Source organism: Xanthomonas sp. 3793 (assembly GCF_024806835.1).
Classification (GTDB): Bacteria; Pseudomonadota; Gammaproteobacteria; order Xanthomonadales; family Xanthomonadaceae; genus Xanthomonas; species Xanthomonas arboricola_F.
In genome coordinates this window covers 643,963-660,789 of sequence record NZ_JANTYU010000003.1, presented here as the reverse complement: position 1 = coordinate 660,789, position 16,827 = coordinate 643,963, and the positions used below count along the sequence as shown (strand labels likewise).

The following is a 16,827-nucleotide window of genomic DNA, read 5'->3' as shown; positions in this document are numbered from 1 at the left end:
CAGCGTGATGCGTTGCGCACTGCACCGGTGCAGACAGGACTAGGTCATGTTGATCGGCCTGGGCTGACTACAGTCCAGACCGCTTCATTCCCTCGTCCGCCTGGAGTTTGCCATGCCCCGTCTTGCTCCCGCTGCCTTGCTCGCCACGCTGTGCGCTTGCACGCTGCCCGCCTGGGCCAGCGAATCGCTCAATACCCGCGCTGAAGTGCTTGCAGCCCTGGAATCCGGTTACGACGTCAGCCTGACCACCGACCTTGGCCGCTGCACACCCGAACAAGGCACGCCGGTCACGCAGACCCGTGGCGGCCGCCATATCGACGCGTACCGCATCACCGAGGACGGCACCGCCGCGTTCTCCGGCTCGCATTTCACCGTGGCCAACGATGGCAAGCCGATCCAGCAGTTCATGCGTTATCAGCTGCGCCCGGATGGCAGCGTGCGTTTCACCACCTACATGTACGACCTGCCGGGACTGCAGCAACGCGGGCCGGTGCTGGCGTATCAATGCACGATCAATCAAGGCATCCGCTTCCACGCCGATTGAGTGCATTGCACCGTGACGACTGCGGGCTGCAGCAGCGCCATCGCGTGCACTGCAGCCTGCAGTGGTTGCAACTGTTTCAACTCGCGAATGCTGCAATTCACATATCCCGCCACTGACTTGTCGAGGAAACCCGCATGCCGTCACATCCAGGCTTTTCACTCGTTGTCGCCGCGCTATGCAGCGCGGCGCTGCCTGCGTTCGCCACCGAATCGTTGAGCAGCCAGGCCAGCTTGATCGATGCGCTGGAAGCGGGGCGCGCGGTTGCGGTGTCGGTGGATCTTTCACGCTGCACGGCCGAGCCGGGGACCGCATCCAGCCAGAGCCGCGGCGGTGTGCGCATCGGTGCGTACCGGTTGACCGCCGATGGGACGCTGGCGTTTTCCGATACGCAGTTCATTGCCGCCAGCAGCGATGGCAGGCCTTTCCAGCAGTTCCAGCGCTATCAGGTTGGCGCGGACAACCGCGTGCGGCTGACCACCTACATGTACGACCTGCCGAGCCTGCAGCAACGCGGGCCATTGCTGGCGTATCAATGCGCGATCGATCGAGGCATTCGCTTCCACGCGCACTAGAGCGCCGATACGGTGCGCGATGCCACGCTAGCGGTGGCATCGCATCGCATCGCTCACGCGACAACGTCAACACCGATGCGGCCTGGCCAGGGGCGCACATTCGCAGAATGCAGGCGATGCATAGTCACCATCAGCACCAATGCTGCGCCGAGCACACGGAGTTCTCACCGGGGAAGCGCATGGGGTGCGTCTAACGCGAGCGAACCGCGCGTGCCGATGTCATGCAATGGCCGCGGTCGGCGATTGCATGGCCGCATCTTGTCTATGTCGACGTTACCGCGGTGACGACTGTTGCACCGCAACCGCGGCGGCATTGGAGTGCCAGCCACCGCCCAGCGCCTTGAAGGTGGCCACCGCACTGCGCGCCGCGTCCGTGCGCGCCTGCACCTGTGCATCGGACGCGCGCAGCAGCGTGTCGTCGGCATTCAACACTTCGATCAGGCTCACCGTGCCTTTCTCATAGGCCAGGGCCGATGCGCCACGCGCCTTGCCGAGTGCATCCACTCCCTGTGACAGCACCGCTGCCTGCTGCTCACGCTTGACCAGCGCGGTGAACGCATTTTCGACATCCTCGGTGGCGCGCAACACGGCCAGGCGATACGCCGCCAGTTGTTCGGCCTCCTGACCCTTGGCCTGGGCGATCTGCGCATTGATGCGGCCGAAGTCGAACAGCCGCCAGCGCAGCCCCAGCACACCGGACGACTGCGCGGCATTGCCGGTGAACAGGTTGCCGCCGGAGATGGCCGTGGCGCTGCCGAGCAGGCCGCTGAGCGAGAACTTGGGGTAGTACTCGGACATCGCCACGCCGATGCGCGCATTGGACGCAGCCAGGCGGCGCTCGGCCACGATCAGGTCGGGACGTCGGCGCAGCAGGTCGGCCGGCGAGCCGCTGTCGGCGATCTGCGGTGCAAGCGGAATCGGCTTGCTGGCGGCCAGTTCCGCTCGGTGCGTGCCAGGCGGCATACCCAACATCACGTCCAGGGCGTTCATCGCCGCGACTAGGCCACTTTCGATGCCAGGCACCGACGCCTGCGCCTGCGCAAGCGCGCCTTGCGCCTGGTGGAGTTGCAGCTCGGGCGCCAGTCCCTTGCCATGCAGCAGCGTCACCATCGACACCAGCCCCTGCTGGGTGGCGACCTGGCGCTGCGCCACCTCCAGCCGCCCCTGCAGGCCGCGGATGCTGATGTAGATATCGGCGGTCTGCGCCGCCACCGCCAGGCGGGTGGCGGCGGCACCGGCTTCGCTGGCCTGGTAATCGGCCAGCGCGGCCTGGCGCCCGCGACGCAGGCCGCCGAACAGGTCAAGTTCCCAGCTCGCGCCCAGGTTGGCCTCGTAGAGCGTGGCGTAGCGGTCGAAGTTGGGCGTGCTGCTGATCACCTGGCCGAGCGGCGTTTCCAGCGACTGGTAGGCGCGGGTCGCGTTGCCGCTGATGTTGCCCGAAGGCAGCAGCGCGGCGGTGGCGGCGGTCAGCCCGGCGCGGGCCTGGGTGACGCGTGCGGTGGCCTGGGCCAGGTCGAGATTCTGCGCCAGTGCGGCGGTGACATAGCGGCTCAGGTCCGGGTCGTTGAAGCCGTTCCACCAGGTGGCCAGATCCGCCCGCGCGGTTGCCTGCCGTTCAGCGACTTCCGCCTGGCCGATGTAGTGGTCCGGCAACGGCGCGTCCGGGCGGGCGTAGTTGGGGCCGACCGCGCAGCCTGCGGCCAGGCTGGAGGCAATGAGCGCTGCAAGGGTGCGGAGTGACGGCATGACGAAACCAGAGTGGCGGAGATGTTGAGTGACTTTAATACGAAATGGTCACTTTTGTAAGTCGGGGGCGACGGCGCTAAGCTGTCGAAATGAATAACGCATCCAGCTACCCCGTTTCAGGCCGAGGTCCGGTCGATCATGACGTGCGCGACCAGATCGTCGTTGCCGCCACCGACCACTTCAGCCGCTATGGCTATGAGAAGACATCCGTTTCGGACCTGGCCAAGGCGATCGGGTTCTCCAAGGCCTACATCTACAAGTTCTTCGAGTCCAAGCAGGCCATCGGCGAGTCGATCTGTACCAACTGCATGCGCCAGATCGAGACCGAGGTCTGCGCCGCGATGGACGAAACCGACCAGGCGCCTGAGAAAATCCGTAGACTTTTCAAGGTGATGACCGAAGCCAGCCTGCGCTTGTGCTTCCAGGATCGCAAGCTCTACGAAATTGCCGCATCGGCAGCAAGCGAGCGCTGGCAATCGGTCATCGCCTACGAGGTCCGCATGCAGAAACTGGTGCACGATGTGCTGCAGCAGGGCCGCCTCAATGGCGATTTCGAGCGCAAGACGCCGCTGGACGAGGCCGCCCAGGCCGTCTACGCGGTACTGCGCCCGTACATGAATCCGGCAATGCTGCAATACAGCCTGGAGCACATCGAAGAGATGCCTGCGCTGTTGTCGGGCCTGGTGCTGCGCAGCCTGTCACCCTAAAAGTTGTTTGTGACTATTGACTGATTTGGTCACAAGTCCCAGGATGCGAGCCTTCATCAGATCGCTTCGGGATTCCCATGCTTCGGCGCCGCGTCGTTACCCCCCTCGTCCTGTCTGTCCTGCCGCTGGCACTGGTTGCCTGCGGCGGAAAGGCGCAGCCTGATCCACGCACCGCCACCCCGCTGGTCCGGGTGGCCACGGTGGGCGATGCCAGCTCGGCGGCGCGGAGTTTTTCCGGCACCGTCGCGGCGCGTGTGCAGAGCGACCTGGGCTTCCGGGTTGCAGGCAAGGTGTCCGAGCGGCTGGTCGATGCCGGCCAGAGCGTCAAGCGCGGCCAGCCACTGATGCGCATCGATCCGGTGGATCTGCAACTGGCCGCGCGTGCGCAGCAGGACGCGGTGGCCGCTGCCCGCGCCCGTGCCCTGCAGACCGCCGAAGATGAAGCCCGTTATCGCGACCTGCGCGGCACCGGCGCCATCTCCGCCTCGGCCTACGACCAGATCAAGGCTGCCGCCGATGCGGCCAAGGCGCAGCTGAGCGCCGCCCAGGCCCAGGCCGATGTGGCGCGCAATGCCAACCGCTATACCGACCTGCTGGCCGATGCCGACGGCGTGGTGATGGAGACGCTGGTCGAACAGGGCCAGGTCGTCCCGGCCGGCCAGCCGGTGGTGCGGCTGGCGCATGCCGGCCGCCGCGAGGCGGTGATCCAGTTGCCGGAAACCCTGCGCCCGCAGGTCGGCTCGGTGGCGCAGGCCACCTTGTTCGGCAACGCCGCGGTCAGCGTGCCGGCGACCTTGCGCCAGCTGTCCGAAAGCGCCGACCGGCTGACCCGCACCTTCGAGGCGCGCTACGTGCTCGACGGTGCGCTCGCGCAGGCGCCGCTGGGAACGACGGTGAGCATCCGCATTCCCGATGGCACCGCTGCCGGCACGCAGGCCGGGCTGCAGGTGCCGCTGGCCGCGCTGTTCGACGCCGGCAAGGGGCCGGGCGTGTGGGTGATTGCCGGCAATCCGGCCAAGGTGCGCTGGCGGCCGGTGACGGTGCTGGGCCTGGATGACGACCACGCCAATGTCGCCGGCAAGCTGGCGCGCGGCGAGCGCATCGTGGCGCTGGGTGCGCACCTGTTGCGCGACGGCGAGCAGGTGCGCGTCGCCACCACGATCGCGCCCGCCAATGGCAGTGCGACCGGCGCCAACACCGCGACCGCGGCAGGAGCGCAGCCGTGAGCGAGGGCCGGTTCAATCTCTCCGCGCTGGCGGTGCGCGAGCGCTCGATCACGCTGTTCCTGATCTTCCTGATTTCGTTGGCCGGCCTGGTCGCATTTCTCAAGCTGGGCCGCGCCGAAGACCCGGCCTTCACCGTCAAGGTGATGACCATCGTGACCGCCTGGCCGGGCGCAACGCCGCAGGAAATGCAGGACCAGGTCGCCGAGAAGCTCGAAAAGCGCCTGCAGGAACTGCGCTGGTACGACCGTAGCGAAACCTATACGCGCCCCGGGCTGGCGTTCACCACCTTGACCTTGCTGGACAGCACGCCGCCCAGCCAGGTGCAGGAGCAGTTCTACCAGGCACGCAAGAAGGTGGGCGACGAAGTCGGCAACCTGCCGGCCGGCGTGATCGGGCCGATGGTCAACGACGAATATGCCGACGTCACCTTCGCGCTGTTCGCCCTCAAGGCCAAGGGCGAGCCGCAACGACTGCTCGCGCGCGATGCCGAGACCCTGCGCCAGCGCATGTTGCACGTGCCGGGCGTCAAGAAGGTCAACATCATCGGCGAGCAGCCCGAGCGCATCTTCGTGGAGTTCTCGCACGAGCGCCTGGCTACGCTGGGCATCAGTCCGCAGGACGTGTTTGCCGCGCTCAATGCGCGCAACGCCTTGAATGCGGCAGGCTCGGTGGAGACGCGCGGGCCGCAGGTGTTCATTCGCCTGGACGGTGCGCTCGACAGCCTGCAGAAGATTCGCGACACCCCGCTGGTGGTGCAGGGCCGCACCCTGAAACTGTCCGATATCGCCACGGTCAAGCGCGGCTATGAAGATCCGTCCACCTTCATGATCCGCAGCGGCGGCGAGCCGGCGTTGTTGCTGGGCATCATCATGCGCGATGGCTGGAACGGGCTGGAGTTGGGCAAGTCGCTGGACAGCGAAGTCAGCGCGATCAATGCCGAGCTGCCGCTGGGCATGACGCTGAGCAAGGTCACCGACCAGGCGGTCAACATCGACGCATCGGTCGGCGAGTTCATGACCAAGTTCTTCGTCGCCTTGCTGGTGGTGATGCTGGTGTGCTTCGTCAGCATGGGCTGGCGCGTGGGCATCGTGGTGGCGGCGGCGGTGCCGCTGACGCTGGCGGCGGTGTTCGTGGTGATGCTGGCAACCGGCAAGAACTTCGACCGCATCACGCTGGGATCGTTGATCCTGGCGCTGGGCCTGTTGGTGGACGATGCCATCATCGCCATCGAGATGATGGTGGTGAAGATGGAGGAAGGCTACAGCCGCGTCGCCGCATCGGCCTATGCGTGGAGCCATACCGCCGCGCCGATGCTGTCCGGCACGCTGGTGACCGCCGTCGGCTTCATGCCGAACGGCTTTGCCGCCTCCACCGCCGGCGAATACACCAGCAACATGTTCTGGATCGTGGGCATTGCGTTGATCGTGTCGTGGGTGGTGGCGGTGGTGTTCACGCCATATCTGGGCGTCAAGATGCTGCCGGATCTGAAGAAGGTCGAAGGCGGCCACGCCGCGATGTATGACACGCCGCGCTACAACCGCTTTCGCACTGCGTTGGCACGCGTGATTGCGCGCAAGTGGCTGGTGGCCGGCTCGGTAGTGGGCTTGTTCGTGCTCGCAATCGTTGGCATGGGCATCGTCAAGAAGCAGTTCTTCCCGATCTCCGATCGCCCCGAAGTCCTGGTCGAAGTGCAACTGCCGTACGGGACCTCGATCACCCAGACCAGCGCGGCCACCGCCAAGGTCGAAGCCTGGCTCGCCCGGCAGGACGAGGCCAAGATCGTCACCGCCTACATCGGGCAAGGCGCGCCGCGCTTCTTCCTGGCCATGGGCCCGGAGTTGCCGGACCCGTCGTTTGCCAAGATCGTGATCCGCACCGATGACCAGCGCCAGCGCGATGCCTTGAAGCTGCGTTTGCGCAAGGCCATCTCCGAAGGCCTCGCATCCGAAGCACGCGTGCGTGTCACCCAGCTCACCTTCGGCCCGTACTCGCAGTTCCCGGTGGCGTACCGGGTCAGTGGGCCGGACCCGCAGGTGTTGCGTGGCATCGCCGCGCAGGTCAGGCAGGTGATGCAGGACAGCCCGATGCTGCGCACCGTCAACACCGACTGGGGCACCCGCACGCCCACGCTGCATTTCACCCTGGACCAGGACCGCCTGCAGGCGGTGGGGCTGACCTCGACCGCCGTCGCCCAGCAACTGCAGTTCCTGCTCAGTGGCGTGCCGGTCACGCTGGTGCGCGAAGATATCCGCAGCGTGCAGGTAATGGCGCGTTCTGCCGGCGAGACGCGCTTCGATCCGGCACGCATCGCCGACTTCACCCTGGCCGGTGCCAATGGCCAGCGCGTGCCGTTGTCGCAGGTGGGCAAGGTGGATGTGCGGATGGAAGAGCCGGTCATGCGGCGTCGCGATCGCGTGCCGACCATCACCGTCGGTGGCGATGTCGGCGAGGAGTTGCAGCCGCCGGATGTCTCGGCGGCGATCACCAGGCAACTGCAGCCGATCATCGAAAAACTGCCCAGCGGGTATCAGATCAAGGAGGCTGGTTCCATCGAGGAATCCGGCAAGGCAAGCACGGCGATGCTGCCGCTGTTTCCGATCATGCTGGCGGCCACCTTGCTCATCATCATCCTGCAGGTGCGTTCGATCTCGGCGATGGTGATGGTGTTCCTGACCAGCCCGCTGGGCCTGATCGGCGTGGTGCCGACCTTGATCCTGTTCCAGCAACCCTTCGGCATCAATGCGCTGGTGGGCCTGATCGCGTTGTCGGGCATCCTGATGCGCAATACGCTGATCCTGATCGGGCAGATCCATCACAACGAGGCCGAAGGTCTGGACCCGTTCCAAGCGCTGGTGGAAGCCACGGTGCAGCGTGCCCGCCCGGTGATCCTGACCGCGCTGGCGGCAATCCTGGCGTTCATCCCGCTTACGCATTCGGTGTTCTGGGGCACGCTGGCCTATACGCTGATCGGCGGCACCCTGGCCGGCACGATCCTGACGCTGGTGTTCCTGCCGGCGATGTATTCGATCTGGTTCAAGATCCGCCCTGATACCGGCAACGGCACGCCGGCGGTGGCACAGCACGCGTAAGGCGCCTGGGGCGGCGGCAGCGATGCCGCCGCCCCAGGCGTGTAGTGCTTGCCGAGTATGACCGCGAACGTGGGGTGGCCAGCCGTGCGGTCACCGGCTACATCGACAACGCGCCGGAACCGCAGGACGTGGCCACCACCGCATCCACGTGCGGCGACTGGTCAATGCGCATGCTGCATGCCGATTCCGAGCATCGACCACGCCCGCGTGGCGGTGCGCACAGTGGTGTTGTCTGCGGCTCCAAAGCAACGCGTGCCCTACGCCGCCGGGGGGCAGGCTGCATGGAGTGGTCGGGTACCCGTTACACCTGGTCGGTGGGCACCACATACACTTCGGCAATGTTGACGTTCGCCGGTGCCTGCGCAGCGAACAGGATGGTGTCGGCAATATCCATCGGATCCAGCATCCGCACCGTGCCGGCATAACCGGCCATCATTGCCTGATATTCCGCGCTGGTGGTCTGTGCCGGAAGTTCGGTTGCGACGATGCCGGGTTGAATGCTGGTGACGCGGATGTTGTGCTTCTTGCCGACTTCCATGCGCAGGCCTTCGGTGAATGCGGTCACTGCAAACTTGCTTGCCGAGTACACCGCAAATCCCTGGCCAAACACCTTGCGCCCAGCGATCGAGGACGTATTGAAGACGTGGCCGGAGTGCTGCTTGATCATCTGCGGCAGCACCGCGGCGGCCACGTTGAGCACGCCTTTCACATTGACATCGATCATCTGGTCCCATTCGTCGGTATGGAAGTCATCGATGCTGGACAGCGGCATGATGCCGGCGTTGTTGACCAGCACATCGATGGCGCCATAAGCGGCGATCAGCGTTGCGACGCCGGCAGCGACCGAGTCCTTGCTGGCGACATCCATTTCCAGCACCACGGCCTGGCCGCCCGCCTGCTCGATGTCTGACTTCAATGCCTGCAGCCGGTCGATGCGACGGGCGGCAAGGCCCACCTTCATTCCTGCCGCTGCGAGTTTCTTGGCCGTTGCGTTACCGATGCCGCTGGAGGCGCCGGTAATCAGGGCCACTTTGCCGTGGAGCTCATTCGTTGACATGGACAGTCTCTTCGCTGGTTGTCGATGCGGGATTGGACGCAGCGATACCGCGTCCAATCGGTTTTCAGTACCGGCGAGATGATATCCATCCTATACTTAGTTTCAATTACGCACCTTGAGGTAACTAGATATGGCCGAGGAAACCACTGCGCCCTGCGACCTCTATCGCATCTCGGATATCCGCACCGTGCTGGAGCCGATCGCCAACAAGTGGTCGGTCATGATCATGACGGTGCTGTGCAACGGGCCGACGCGCTTCAATCAGATCAAACGGCAACTGGACGGGGTGACGCACAAATCGTTGACCGAAGCGCTGCGGCGGCTGGAGCGGATCGGCTTGATCAGCAGGGAAGTGATTTCCTCGTCCCCGGTGGCCGTGCAATACCGGCGCACGCAGTTGGGCGACACTCTGGAAGCGCCGCTGATGGCGCTGCTGCACTGGTGCCAGGACCATGCCGATGAAGTGATTGCGGCCGAGCAGGCGTTCGTGGCGGGCACGCAAGCGCTGGCGCCAGCAATGGCAACTGTGGAGTGAGGGACTGCGGCTGATGCACACGTGCGCCATACCGAGTTGACGTGGCAGAGGCTCGCACGTGGCGCTGCCTGGCATCGGCCGGGAGCGAATCGGGTCGGCGCGTCGAGGGAGACGGCGGATCGCTCATGGGCAGGCACCTCGGCGGCCAAGGCGGCGGCAAGGGCAAGCGCGCGCGATATGCACCACGCCGGCGCTGCGTTGCGCTGATCGCAGCGAGCTCGAAGCGATGCACGATCGGCGTGCCGGAACCGGTGTGCTCCCCCGGCACGAAGGCGACCACGCCATCGAGCGCATGCACCCGCCGGCGCCTGCTCGGTCCGTGCCAACGGCCGATGATTCACCCAGATTGGCCGCATGGCCCCACAATAGGCGGCCAGTTCCCAACCGATGTCCCCATGCGCAAGACCTACCAGCTCAACCTCGAAGGCAAGAACCGCGACCGTCTGCTGGAAGCCAGCAAGAACGATATCCGCAAGTACATCCGTCGCGAGCGCCGCAAGGACCTGCCCGAGGGCGCGGACTACTGGGACTTCGACATGCGCTTCGGGGTGGACGAGGCCAGTGCCGCGCCGCTGCCGCCGGCCGAGCTGATCCGGGCGATCAATGCGCTCACCAGTGAAGGTGGCGAGCAGTTCTTCGTGGAAATCCTGCGCAAGCCCGGCAAGCGTACCCCGCGTGCCGATGGCGACAGCGCCCCGGGCGGCGAGCTGGATTTCGAGCAGGACTGAGGCGCTGCACCGGCGTGGCAGTGGATTGCCGCTACGTTCGCACCCTTGCATGGCCGTCTTCGGCAATGCGCCTTGCCGTCACCGCGGGTGGCCTAAGCGGATCTAAATCAGATCGCATGGTGTGCACGCGGCAGGCATCGGCAGTCGATGTCCGTCATCTGCGCAGCCGCAACGTGCCAAGAGTGCGCAAGACCGGCATCGACGCATGCTGACGCTGTCCGGCCTGCGCATGTGCCGCATGTTCAAGCGTGGCTCCTGCTCCCTCCAGATCCGCGCGCCGACAGCGCGTGACGCGTGATTGACCACGCTCAGTCCCGCTTGCCTGCCTGTGACGCCGCCGCACGCAATTTGTCCTTCTTGCTCGGCCGCCTGCCCTTGATGCCGCCGTTGTCGTCCGGAACGCGCGTGCCGTTGTTCGGCGTTTGCGGCGCAGGCGTCGCTGCCACCGGGGTCGGCTCGAAACCGGCGACAACGCTGATCGGTATGCGCAGGCCCTGGCGTTTTTCGATCAAACGCCATTGCGGCTGGCTCTCTGCGGTGATGAAGCTGATCGCAAGGCCGCTTGCACCTGCGCGTGCGGTGCGGCCGATGCGGTGGGTGTAGTCCACCGTCGAGCGCGGCACGTCGTAATTGACCACCGCCGGCAGCGCGTCGATATCGATGCCGCGCCCGGCAAGATCGGTGGCAACCAGTACCTGCAGCTCGCGCTGCTTGAAGGCGTACAACGTACGCTCGCGGCGGCCCTGGCTCAGCTCGCCATGCAGCGGTTGCGCGTTGATGCCGGTCTTGGTGAGTTTTTCGGCGACCTTGTCGGCGGTGTGCCGGCTGGCGACGAACACCAGCACATGCAACCAGCCGTGTTCCTGCAGCAGGTGGCGCAACAGCTGCGTGCGCTGGCCGGCATCGACGGCGATCGCGCGTTGCTCGATCGCTGGCGCAGCCTCTGGCGTGGCGGCAACAGTGATGCGTAGCGGGTCGCGCAGGCGACGCTTGGCCAGCGAGGCGATGCTGGGCGGAAACGTGGCCGAAAACAGCACGCTCTGCCGTTGCGCCGGCAGCAGGGCCAGGATGCGATCGAGCTCGGCGCCGAAGCCCAGTTCGAGCAGGCGGTCGGCCTCGTCCAGCACCAGCGTGGCGACTTCGCCCAGGCGCAGCGCATTGTGATCCACCAGATCCAGCAAGCGGCCGGGCGTGGCGACCACGATATCGGCACCACCGCGCAGGGCAAGCAACTGCGGATTGATCGAACTGCCGCCGGTGGTCGCAACGATCTTGAGCCGCCGCGGCAGATGCGCGGCCAGCTGGCGCAGGCTGTCTTCGACCTGCGCGGCGAGTTCGCGCGTGGGCACCAACACCAGCGCACCGAGCACGCGCGGGGCAGCATCCGGCGCCAGGCAGCGTTGCTGCAGCAACGGCAGTACGTAGGCCAGCGTCTTGCCCGAGCCGGTCTGCGCCATCGCAATCAGATCGCGCCCCTGCAGCATGGCCGGAATTGCCTGCTGCTGGATCGGTGTGGGCGTGCGGTGACCGGCGCGTGCCAGCGCCGTGTCGAAAAATGGCTGCAGCTGTGGCGACAGCGAGAGATGGGCAAATGACATGGACCGATTATCCAGGCATTTGCACTGCAATGGTCGGTGGGACGTCATGCTGGGTTGCCGCTGGGTACTGCGTCGGTGGGCGGGCAAGGGCCCTGCAGCAAACTCGCAGCGTCGAGTGCGCGGTGTCCTCACCGCTTGCGGGACACGCCGTGAACCCATCCCTGGGGGCTCGGTGGCGGCATCCATGCCGCCACACGGTCCCGCAAGCGGCGAGGCCACCGCACCAGACAGTTGGTCGGCTGCTTTCCTGAAAGCGTGCTCGGCTTGCGTGGCAGACGAGACGTTTGCAGGTTACGTGTTGGAGGTCGGTCTGTCGCCTGGCTTGCAATGGAAAATGGTGGAAGGTCGAGCGAACGCCCCGTGATCCAAACAGTGCACGTCATGCATTGCTTGCACCCGTACACCGACCATCTCGACAGGTCCTTGCCCGCTCACCGTCGCGGGACCTTACGCGGCATGGATGCCGCGTAAGAGCTTACAAGGACGTACTTGCAGCGTGTCCCGCGATGGTGGGCGGGCAGGGGGCCTACAGAAAACCCGCAGATCGGCTGCTCTGCAACTGATCCACCCGCAGTGTTCAAGCCTCATCGGGGCACAACGCAAAGCGACCAATACTTCAACCAAGGCGTTATTCCGCCGCGGTCAGATGCTTGAAACAAAAAAACGGTGGGTCGACTGCGCGGTGCCCTTACCGAGCGGCGCACTTACCGATCGTGTCACACGTCGCAACTTTATCCATGGAGGGCGACATGGTGGCCTGCCGCCAACGGTTCCCAAGCAGCGCGTGCACTGCAAGCGCCGACCCGGTCGCGTGCGGATGAGATCCTCAAGACCGGCCGGGCCCACCTGGCGGTGGGCGCGATGGTCCTGCTGTCCGCGCGTTAGTTGGCCAGCGCCAGATCGTCCAGCAGTGCGCGCAGGAAGCGTGCGGCTTCGCCGCCGGTGGCGGCGCGGTGATCGAACGTCAGCGACAGCGGCATCACCTTGTGGGTTTCCACCCCGCCCATCACCGGAGTGAGCTGGTAACGCGCGCGGCCGGCGGCGACGATGGCCACGCACGGCGGCACCACCACCGGAGTGGCGTAACGGCCGGCGAACATGCCGAAGTTGGACAGCGAGATGGTGTAGCCGCTGAGTTCCGAGGCGGCGATGCTGCGGTTTTCCACCTGCTGACGCAGCCGGTTGACGCTCTCGCGGATGCCGTGCGAGTCCAGCATGTCGGCATTCCGCAGCGCGGGCACGAACAGGCCTTCTTCGGTATCCACCGCAATGCCGATATCGACCTGGTTGTGCAGGGTGCGGCTGAGCGCATCGCCGTCGAACCAGGCGTTGAGCGCGGGCACGGCCTGGCACGCACGCACAATGGCGCGCACCAGACGCACGGTGACATCGTTGCCGGGTTGCCAGGCGTGCAGGTCGGCATCGTCGTTGAGCGTGGTCGGCACCACCTTGCTATGCGCATCGGCCATGACCCGCGCCATGTTGCGACGCACGCCCTTGAGCTGTTCGGGCTGGCCCTTGACGTTGGTGCCGGGCGATTGGGTGCGCATCGGCTTGCCGCTGGCCGACAGCGGCGAGCGGGCAGTGGTGCCCTCATCCGCCCTGCGGGCACCTTCTCCCGCAGGCGGGAGAAGGGTCGCCGTTCCCGCTCGATCCCTGCCGTGGTCAGCGATCCCGTTGGCTCTGTCACCTTCAGCGAACGGACCACCTCTCCCGCTTGCCGGATCGGCGAATGGATCAGTTCTCCCGCTTGCGGGATCATTGAACGGACCACCTCTCCCGCTTGCGGGAGAGGTCGGCGCGCCACGCGCGCCGGGTGAGGGCTGCGCGGTGCCCGCAGCTGCGGCCTGCTTTACATCGGCCAGCGTCACCGTGCCGTCCGCGCCGGTGGCGCGTACCTGGGCCAGGTCCACGCGTAACTTGCGTGCGAGCGCGCGCACGACCGGCATGGCGCGGACACCGCCGACCGCAATGGCCTGTTCGCTCTGCACGGTGTTGGAGCTCTGCATCGCACCCACCACGGTGCCGGCGTCATCGCGCTCGCCTGCGGCATTGGACGCTGCATTTGCGTCTGTGTCGGCATCGGCGATTTCGCCACCGTTGTCGGAGGCAACCACGCGTTCGGTGGGGCCAGCCGCGCTCTGTCCGGTACTCGGGGTTGCGGCCTGCGCGTTGCCGCCGTGCCCATGCCCATGCCCGGTGTTCTGGCCATCGGCGCGCTGCGGCTGCGAGGCGTCCAGCGCGAACTGCGCCAGCATGGAGCCGGTCACGATCACATCGCCGGCTGCACCGGCCAGCTTGACCACGGTGCCTGAGAACGGCGACGGCACCTCGACCACCGCCTTGGCGGTCTCCATGGAGACCAGCGGGTCGTCCAGGCGCACGCTGTCGCCTTCCTTGACGAACCACTCGACGATGGTGGCATCGGGCAGGCCTTCGCCCAGGTCGGGCAAATGAAAATTCTTAGCTTCGCTCATGGCAGATTCTCTTGCACCGCAGGCAACTGCGGCGTGGTGTCGTCGAGGAGTTCCAGGTCGGCTGCCGGCAGCCAGCCCTGCGCGCCATCGGCACGCTCGGACCACCACCAACCGCCATGTTCGTGATGCAGCAACACGTCCTCGCCCTGGCGGGCATCGAGTTCGCGTGCGTCGTAGTCGCGCAGCGCTTCGGCCATGCCGTCGCCGAGCGGGCGCAGCCAGGCCAGCGGCGCCCAGCCGGCACGGCCGTCGTCGGTAGTGACCCAGGCAAACGCGGGCCATTCTTCATCGCGTACGCCCACGCTCACCTGCCGGCCCGCCTGAAAGCGGACCGGGTTGGCGTAGGCGGCGCGATGTTCGCAAAGCAGACGGGCGCGCATGTCAGCCCGCAGCCACCGCGCGGCGCGCTGCGGTGACAATGCGCTCCACGCTCGGCAGATATTTCATCTCCAGCCGGAACAGCGGGATATGCGTGTCGTAACCGGTGACGCGTTCGACCGGTGCGAGCAGGTCGTACATCGATTTTTCCGCCAGCTGCGCGGCGATCTCGGCACCGAAGCCAGCAGTGCGCGGGGCTTCCTGCACGATCACGCAGCGGCCGGTCTTGGCCACCGACTCGGCGATGGTGTCGAAGTCCAGCGGGCGCAGCGTAGCCACGTCGATGACTTCGGCGCTGATGCCCTCGCCGGCGAGTTTGTCGGCCGCTTCCAGCGCTTCCTTGACCTGTGCGCCCCAGGTGACCAGGGTGACGTCGGTGCCGTCGCGCAGCACGAAGCACACGTCCAGCGGCAGCGCTTCGCCATCGTTGGCGACCACTTCCTTGTACTGGCGGTAGATGCGCTTGGGCTCCATGTAGATCACCGGGTCCGGGTCGCGGATCGCGGCCAGCAACAGGCCATACGCGCGCTGCGGCGAGGACGGCAACACCACACGCAGGCCGGGCACGTTGGTGAAGATGGCCTCATTGGCTTCGCTGTGGTGTTCCGGTGCGCGGATACCGCCGCCCCACGGCACGCGCAGCACCATCGGGCAATGCAGGCGCCCGCGGGTGCGGTTGCGCAGGCGTGCGGCGTGGCAGATCAGGTGATCGACCATGGGGTACACGAAGCCGTCGAACTGCGCTTCGGCCACCGGCTTCATGCCCTGCGCAGCCAGGCCGACGCTCAGGCCGGCGATGGTGGTTTCATCCAGCGGCGTGTCCAGCACGCGCTTGCTGCCGAAGCGCTGCTGCAGGCCGGCGGTGGCGCGGAACACGCCGCCGTTGACGCCGACATCCTCGCCCAACACCAGCACCGCGGGGTCGTGTTCCAGCTCCCAGGCCAGTGCCTGGGTGATGGCTTCGATCAAGGTGATGGGCGAACTCATGGCACTGTCTCCGCGCGCGGCAGCGGCGTTGTAGGGGGCACTGGCGTGGTGCGAGGTTTCCGCGTGCAAATGCTTGAGCTCATCCATGACGCGCCTCCAGGGCCATCACTTCGGCGCGCTGGGCCAGCAACTGGGCCGGCGGGTCGCCGTAGAGGTAATCGAACATGGCTTCCACCGGCTGCACCGGGGTATTGAGATAGGCGTTGACCTCTTCGTCGATACGCGCGCCGCACTCGGCCTTCCACGCGTCTTCCTGCTCCTGGTCCCACAGACCTTGCGCGGTGAGATGAGTCCTCAGCCGCAGCAGCGGTTCGCGCGTCCATGCCTGCTTGACCTCGTCTTCGCCGCGATAGCGGCGCGCATCGTCGGCGGTGGTGTGGTCGGTGAGGCGATAGGTCATGAACTCGATCACCGTGCCGCCGTCGCCAGCCAGCGCACGCTCGCGCGCCTGACGCATCGCTTCGAGCACCGCGATCAGGTCGTTGCCGTCCACCTGCAGGCAATGCAGGCCGCCGGCCAAACCCTTCTGCGCCAGCGTCTGCGCACCGGTCTGCGCCGAGCGCGGCACCGAAATCGCCCAGCCGTTGTTGATCACGCACAGGATCAGCGGCAGCTTGTAGGCGCCGGCCGAATTGAGCGCGGCATAGAAGTCGGTCTTGGAACTGCCGCCATCGCCGCAGCAGGCCACCGCCACCTGCGGCTTGTTCTGCAGCTTGAACGACAGCGCCGAGCCGGCCGCATGCAGGCACTGGGTGGAGATCGGCACGCAGATCGGGAAGTCGATGGCCGCATCGGCATCGCGGGGATAATCGCTGCCGCGCTCGTCGCCGCCCCAATACAGCAGCACGTCGCGCGGACGCACGCCGCGTTCGAACATGGTGCCGTACTCGCGGTAGCTGGGCGCGAACACGTCGCCGCTGCGCATCGACGCACCGATGCCCACATGCGTGGCCTCATGGCCCAGGCAGGCGGCGTAGGTGCCCAGCTTGCCGGTGCGCTGCAGGGCCACCGACTTGCTGTCGAAGGTGCGCACGAACAGCATGCGCTTGAACAGGGCAAGCAGGGTTTGCGGGTTGGCGGCGTCGGCCGGCAGGTCGTCGCGGACGAAGTTGCCGTCCGCGTCCATGTACTGCAGATAGTCGATCTGGAACTGCGCGGCTACGCTCATTGCGGCGACACCTTC

14 protein-coding genes and 1 pseudogene are annotated in these 16,827 nt (G+C 66.2%); 8 read left to right on the top strand and 7 right to left on the bottom strand.

Annotated elements, in window-relative coordinates:
• The first annotated feature begins 112 nt into the window (after positions 1–112).
• Entirely contained in the window at positions 113–544 is a 432-nt protein-coding gene (locus tag FHY18_RS13190; protein ID WP_167708303.1) for a VirK family protein, read from the top strand.
• A gap of 134 nt (positions 545–678) precedes the next feature.
• Positions 679–1,116 carry a VirK family protein gene (locus FHY18_RS13185; protein ID WP_259155860.1) on the top strand — a complete coding sequence of 146 codons (438 nt, stop codon included), beginning with the start codon at positions 679–681 and terminating at the stop codon, positions 1,114–1,116.
• Between the two features lie 273 nt (positions 1,117–1,389).
• Here FHY18_RS13185 and FHY18_RS13180 read toward each other — a convergent pair whose 3' ends face one another.
• Positions 1,390–2,862, bottom strand: coding sequence for an efflux transporter outer membrane subunit (locus tag FHY18_RS13180; RefSeq protein WP_259155859.1), 1,473 nt, complete (start codon positions 2,860–2,862; stop codon positions 1,390–1,392).
• An 89-nt stretch (positions 2,863–2,951) separates the two neighbouring features.
• Here FHY18_RS13180 and FHY18_RS13175 point away from each other — a divergent pair, with 89 nt between their 5' ends.
• The 4 genes and pseudogenes from FHY18_RS13175 to FHY18_RS13160 all read left to right on the top strand — a co-directional run.
• Positions 2,952–3,569, top strand: coding sequence for a TetR/AcrR family transcriptional regulator (locus tag FHY18_RS13175; RefSeq protein WP_259155858.1), 618 nt, complete (start codon positions 2,952–2,954; stop codon positions 3,567–3,569).
• A 77-nt stretch (positions 3,570–3,646) separates the two neighbouring features.
• Positions 3,647–4,795: an efflux RND transporter periplasmic adaptor subunit gene (locus tag FHY18_RS13170; protein ID WP_259155857.1), complete on the top strand. Its 1,149-nt coding sequence runs from the start codon at positions 3,647–3,649 to the stop codon at positions 4,793–4,795.
• On the top strand, positions 4,792–7,884 hold the full coding sequence (locus FHY18_RS13165) for an efflux RND transporter permease subunit (protein ID WP_259155856.1): 3,093 nt from the start codon (positions 4,792–4,794) through the stop codon (positions 7,882–7,884). The genes FHY18_RS13170 and FHY18_RS13165 overlap by 4 nt, the downstream gene beginning before the upstream one ends.
• A gap of 47 nt (positions 7,885–7,931) precedes the next feature.
• Positions 7,932–8,024: pseudogene (locus FHY18_RS13160) on the top strand (short-chain dehydrogenase/reductase); the annotation flags it as partial.
• Positions 8,025–8,185: 161 nt separating this feature from the next.
• Here FHY18_RS13160 and FHY18_RS13155 read toward each other — a convergent pair.
• Complete coding sequence (locus FHY18_RS13155; protein WP_259155855.1) at positions 8,186–8,941, bottom strand: SDR family oxidoreductase; 756 nt, start codon at positions 8,939–8,941, stop codon at positions 8,186–8,188.
• A gap of 130 nt (positions 8,942–9,071) precedes the next feature.
• Between FHY18_RS13155 and FHY18_RS13150 the strand changes: the two genes are divergently transcribed.
• Both FHY18_RS13150 and FHY18_RS13145 read left to right on the top strand, forming a co-directional pair.
• Positions 9,072–9,476: a helix-turn-helix domain-containing protein gene (locus FHY18_RS13150; RefSeq protein WP_259155854.1), complete on the top strand. Its 405-nt coding sequence runs from the start codon at positions 9,072–9,074 to the stop codon at positions 9,474–9,476.
• 395 nt (positions 9,477–9,871) lie between these two features.
• Entirely contained in the window at positions 9,872–10,204 is a 333-nt protein-coding gene (locus tag FHY18_RS13145; RefSeq protein ID WP_115045272.1) for a DUF6172 family protein, read from the top strand.
• Between the two features lie 308 nt (positions 10,205–10,512).
• On the opposite strand, the gene FHY18_RS13140 is transcribed toward FHY18_RS13145, so the two are convergent.
• The 5 genes from FHY18_RS13140 to pdhA form a co-directional block, all read right to left on the bottom strand.
• Positions 10,513–11,802: a DEAD/DEAH box helicase gene (locus tag FHY18_RS13140; protein ID WP_259155853.1), complete on the bottom strand. Its 1,290-nt coding sequence runs from the start codon at positions 11,800–11,802 to the stop codon at positions 10,513–10,515.
• A gap of 881 nt (positions 11,803–12,683) precedes the next feature.
• A complete protein-coding gene (locus tag FHY18_RS13135; protein WP_259155852.1) occupies positions 12,684–14,279 on the bottom strand; it encodes a dihydrolipoamide acetyltransferase family protein in 1,596 nt (531 codons plus the stop codon).
• On the bottom strand, positions 14,276–14,659 hold the full coding sequence (locus FHY18_RS13130; protein ID WP_259155847.1) for an SH3 domain-containing protein: 384 nt from the start codon (positions 14,657–14,659) through the stop codon (positions 14,276–14,278). The genes FHY18_RS13135 and FHY18_RS13130 overlap by 4 nt, the downstream gene beginning before the upstream one ends.
• A 1-nt stretch (position 14,660) precedes the next feature.
• On the bottom strand, positions 14,661–15,731 hold the full coding sequence (locus FHY18_RS13125) for an alpha-ketoacid dehydrogenase subunit beta (RefSeq protein ID WP_259155845.1): 1,071 nt from the start codon (positions 15,729–15,731) through the stop codon (positions 14,661–14,663).
• Positions 15,724–16,812, bottom strand: a complete 1,089-nt coding sequence (pdhA, locus tag FHY18_RS13120) for a pyruvate dehydrogenase (acetyl-transferring) E1 component subunit alpha (RefSeq protein WP_259155841.1) — start codon at positions 16,810–16,812, stop codon at positions 15,724–15,726. Before pdhA ends, FHY18_RS13125 begins: the two co-directional genes overlap by 8 nt.
• Between the last annotated feature and the right edge of the window lie 15 nt (positions 16,813–16,827).

What these genes read in the sequence shown, in the direction of transcription:
- FHY18_RS13190 (WP_167708303.1), top strand. Translation starts at nt 113, where the DNA reads ATGCCCCGTCTTGCTCCCGCTGCCTTGCTCGCCACGCTGTGCGCTTGC.
- FHY18_RS13185 (WP_259155860.1), top strand. Translation starts at nt 679, where the DNA reads ATGCCGTCACATCCAGGCTTTTCACTCGTTGTCGCCGCGCTATGCAGC.
- FHY18_RS13180 (WP_259155859.1), bottom strand. Translation starts at nt 2,862, where the DNA reads ATGCCGTCACTCCGCACCCTTGCAGCGCTCATTGCCTCCAGCCTGGCC.
- FHY18_RS13175 (WP_259155858.1), top strand. Translation starts at nt 2,952, where the DNA reads ATGAATAACGCATCCAGCTACCCCGTTTCAGGCCGAGGTCCGGTCGAT.
- FHY18_RS13170 (WP_259155857.1), top strand. Translation starts at nt 3,647, where the DNA reads ATGCTTCGGCGCCGCGTCGTTACCCCCCTCGTCCTGTCTGTCCTGCCG.
- FHY18_RS13155 (WP_259155855.1), bottom strand. Translation starts at nt 8,941, where the DNA reads ATGTCAACGAATGAGCTCCACGGCAAAGTGGCCCTGATTACCGGCGCC.
- FHY18_RS13150 (WP_259155854.1), top strand. Translation starts at nt 9,072, where the DNA reads ATGGCCGAGGAAACCACTGCGCCCTGCGACCTCTATCGCATCTCGGAT.
- FHY18_RS13145 (WP_115045272.1), top strand. Translation starts at nt 9,872, where the DNA reads ATGCGCAAGACCTACCAGCTCAACCTCGAAGGCAAGAACCGCGACCGT.
- FHY18_RS13140 (WP_259155853.1), bottom strand. Translation starts at nt 11,802, where the DNA reads ATGTCATTTGCCCATCTCTCGCTGTCGCCACAGCTGCAGCCATTTTTC.
- FHY18_RS13135 (WP_259155852.1), bottom strand. Translation starts at nt 14,279, where the DNA reads ATGAGCGAAGCTAAGAATTTTCATTTGCCCGACCTGGGCGAAGGCCTG.
- FHY18_RS13130 (WP_259155847.1), bottom strand. Translation starts at nt 14,659, where the DNA reads ATGCGCGCCCGTCTGCTTTGCGAACATCGCGCCGCCTACGCCAACCCG.
- FHY18_RS13125 (WP_259155845.1), bottom strand. Translation starts at nt 15,731, where the DNA reads ATGGATGAGCTCAAGCATTTGCACGCGGAAACCTCGCACCACGCCAGT.
- pdhA (WP_259155841.1), bottom strand. Translation starts at nt 16,812, where the DNA reads ATGAGCGTAGCCGCGCAGTTCCAGATCGACTATCTGCAGTACATGGAC.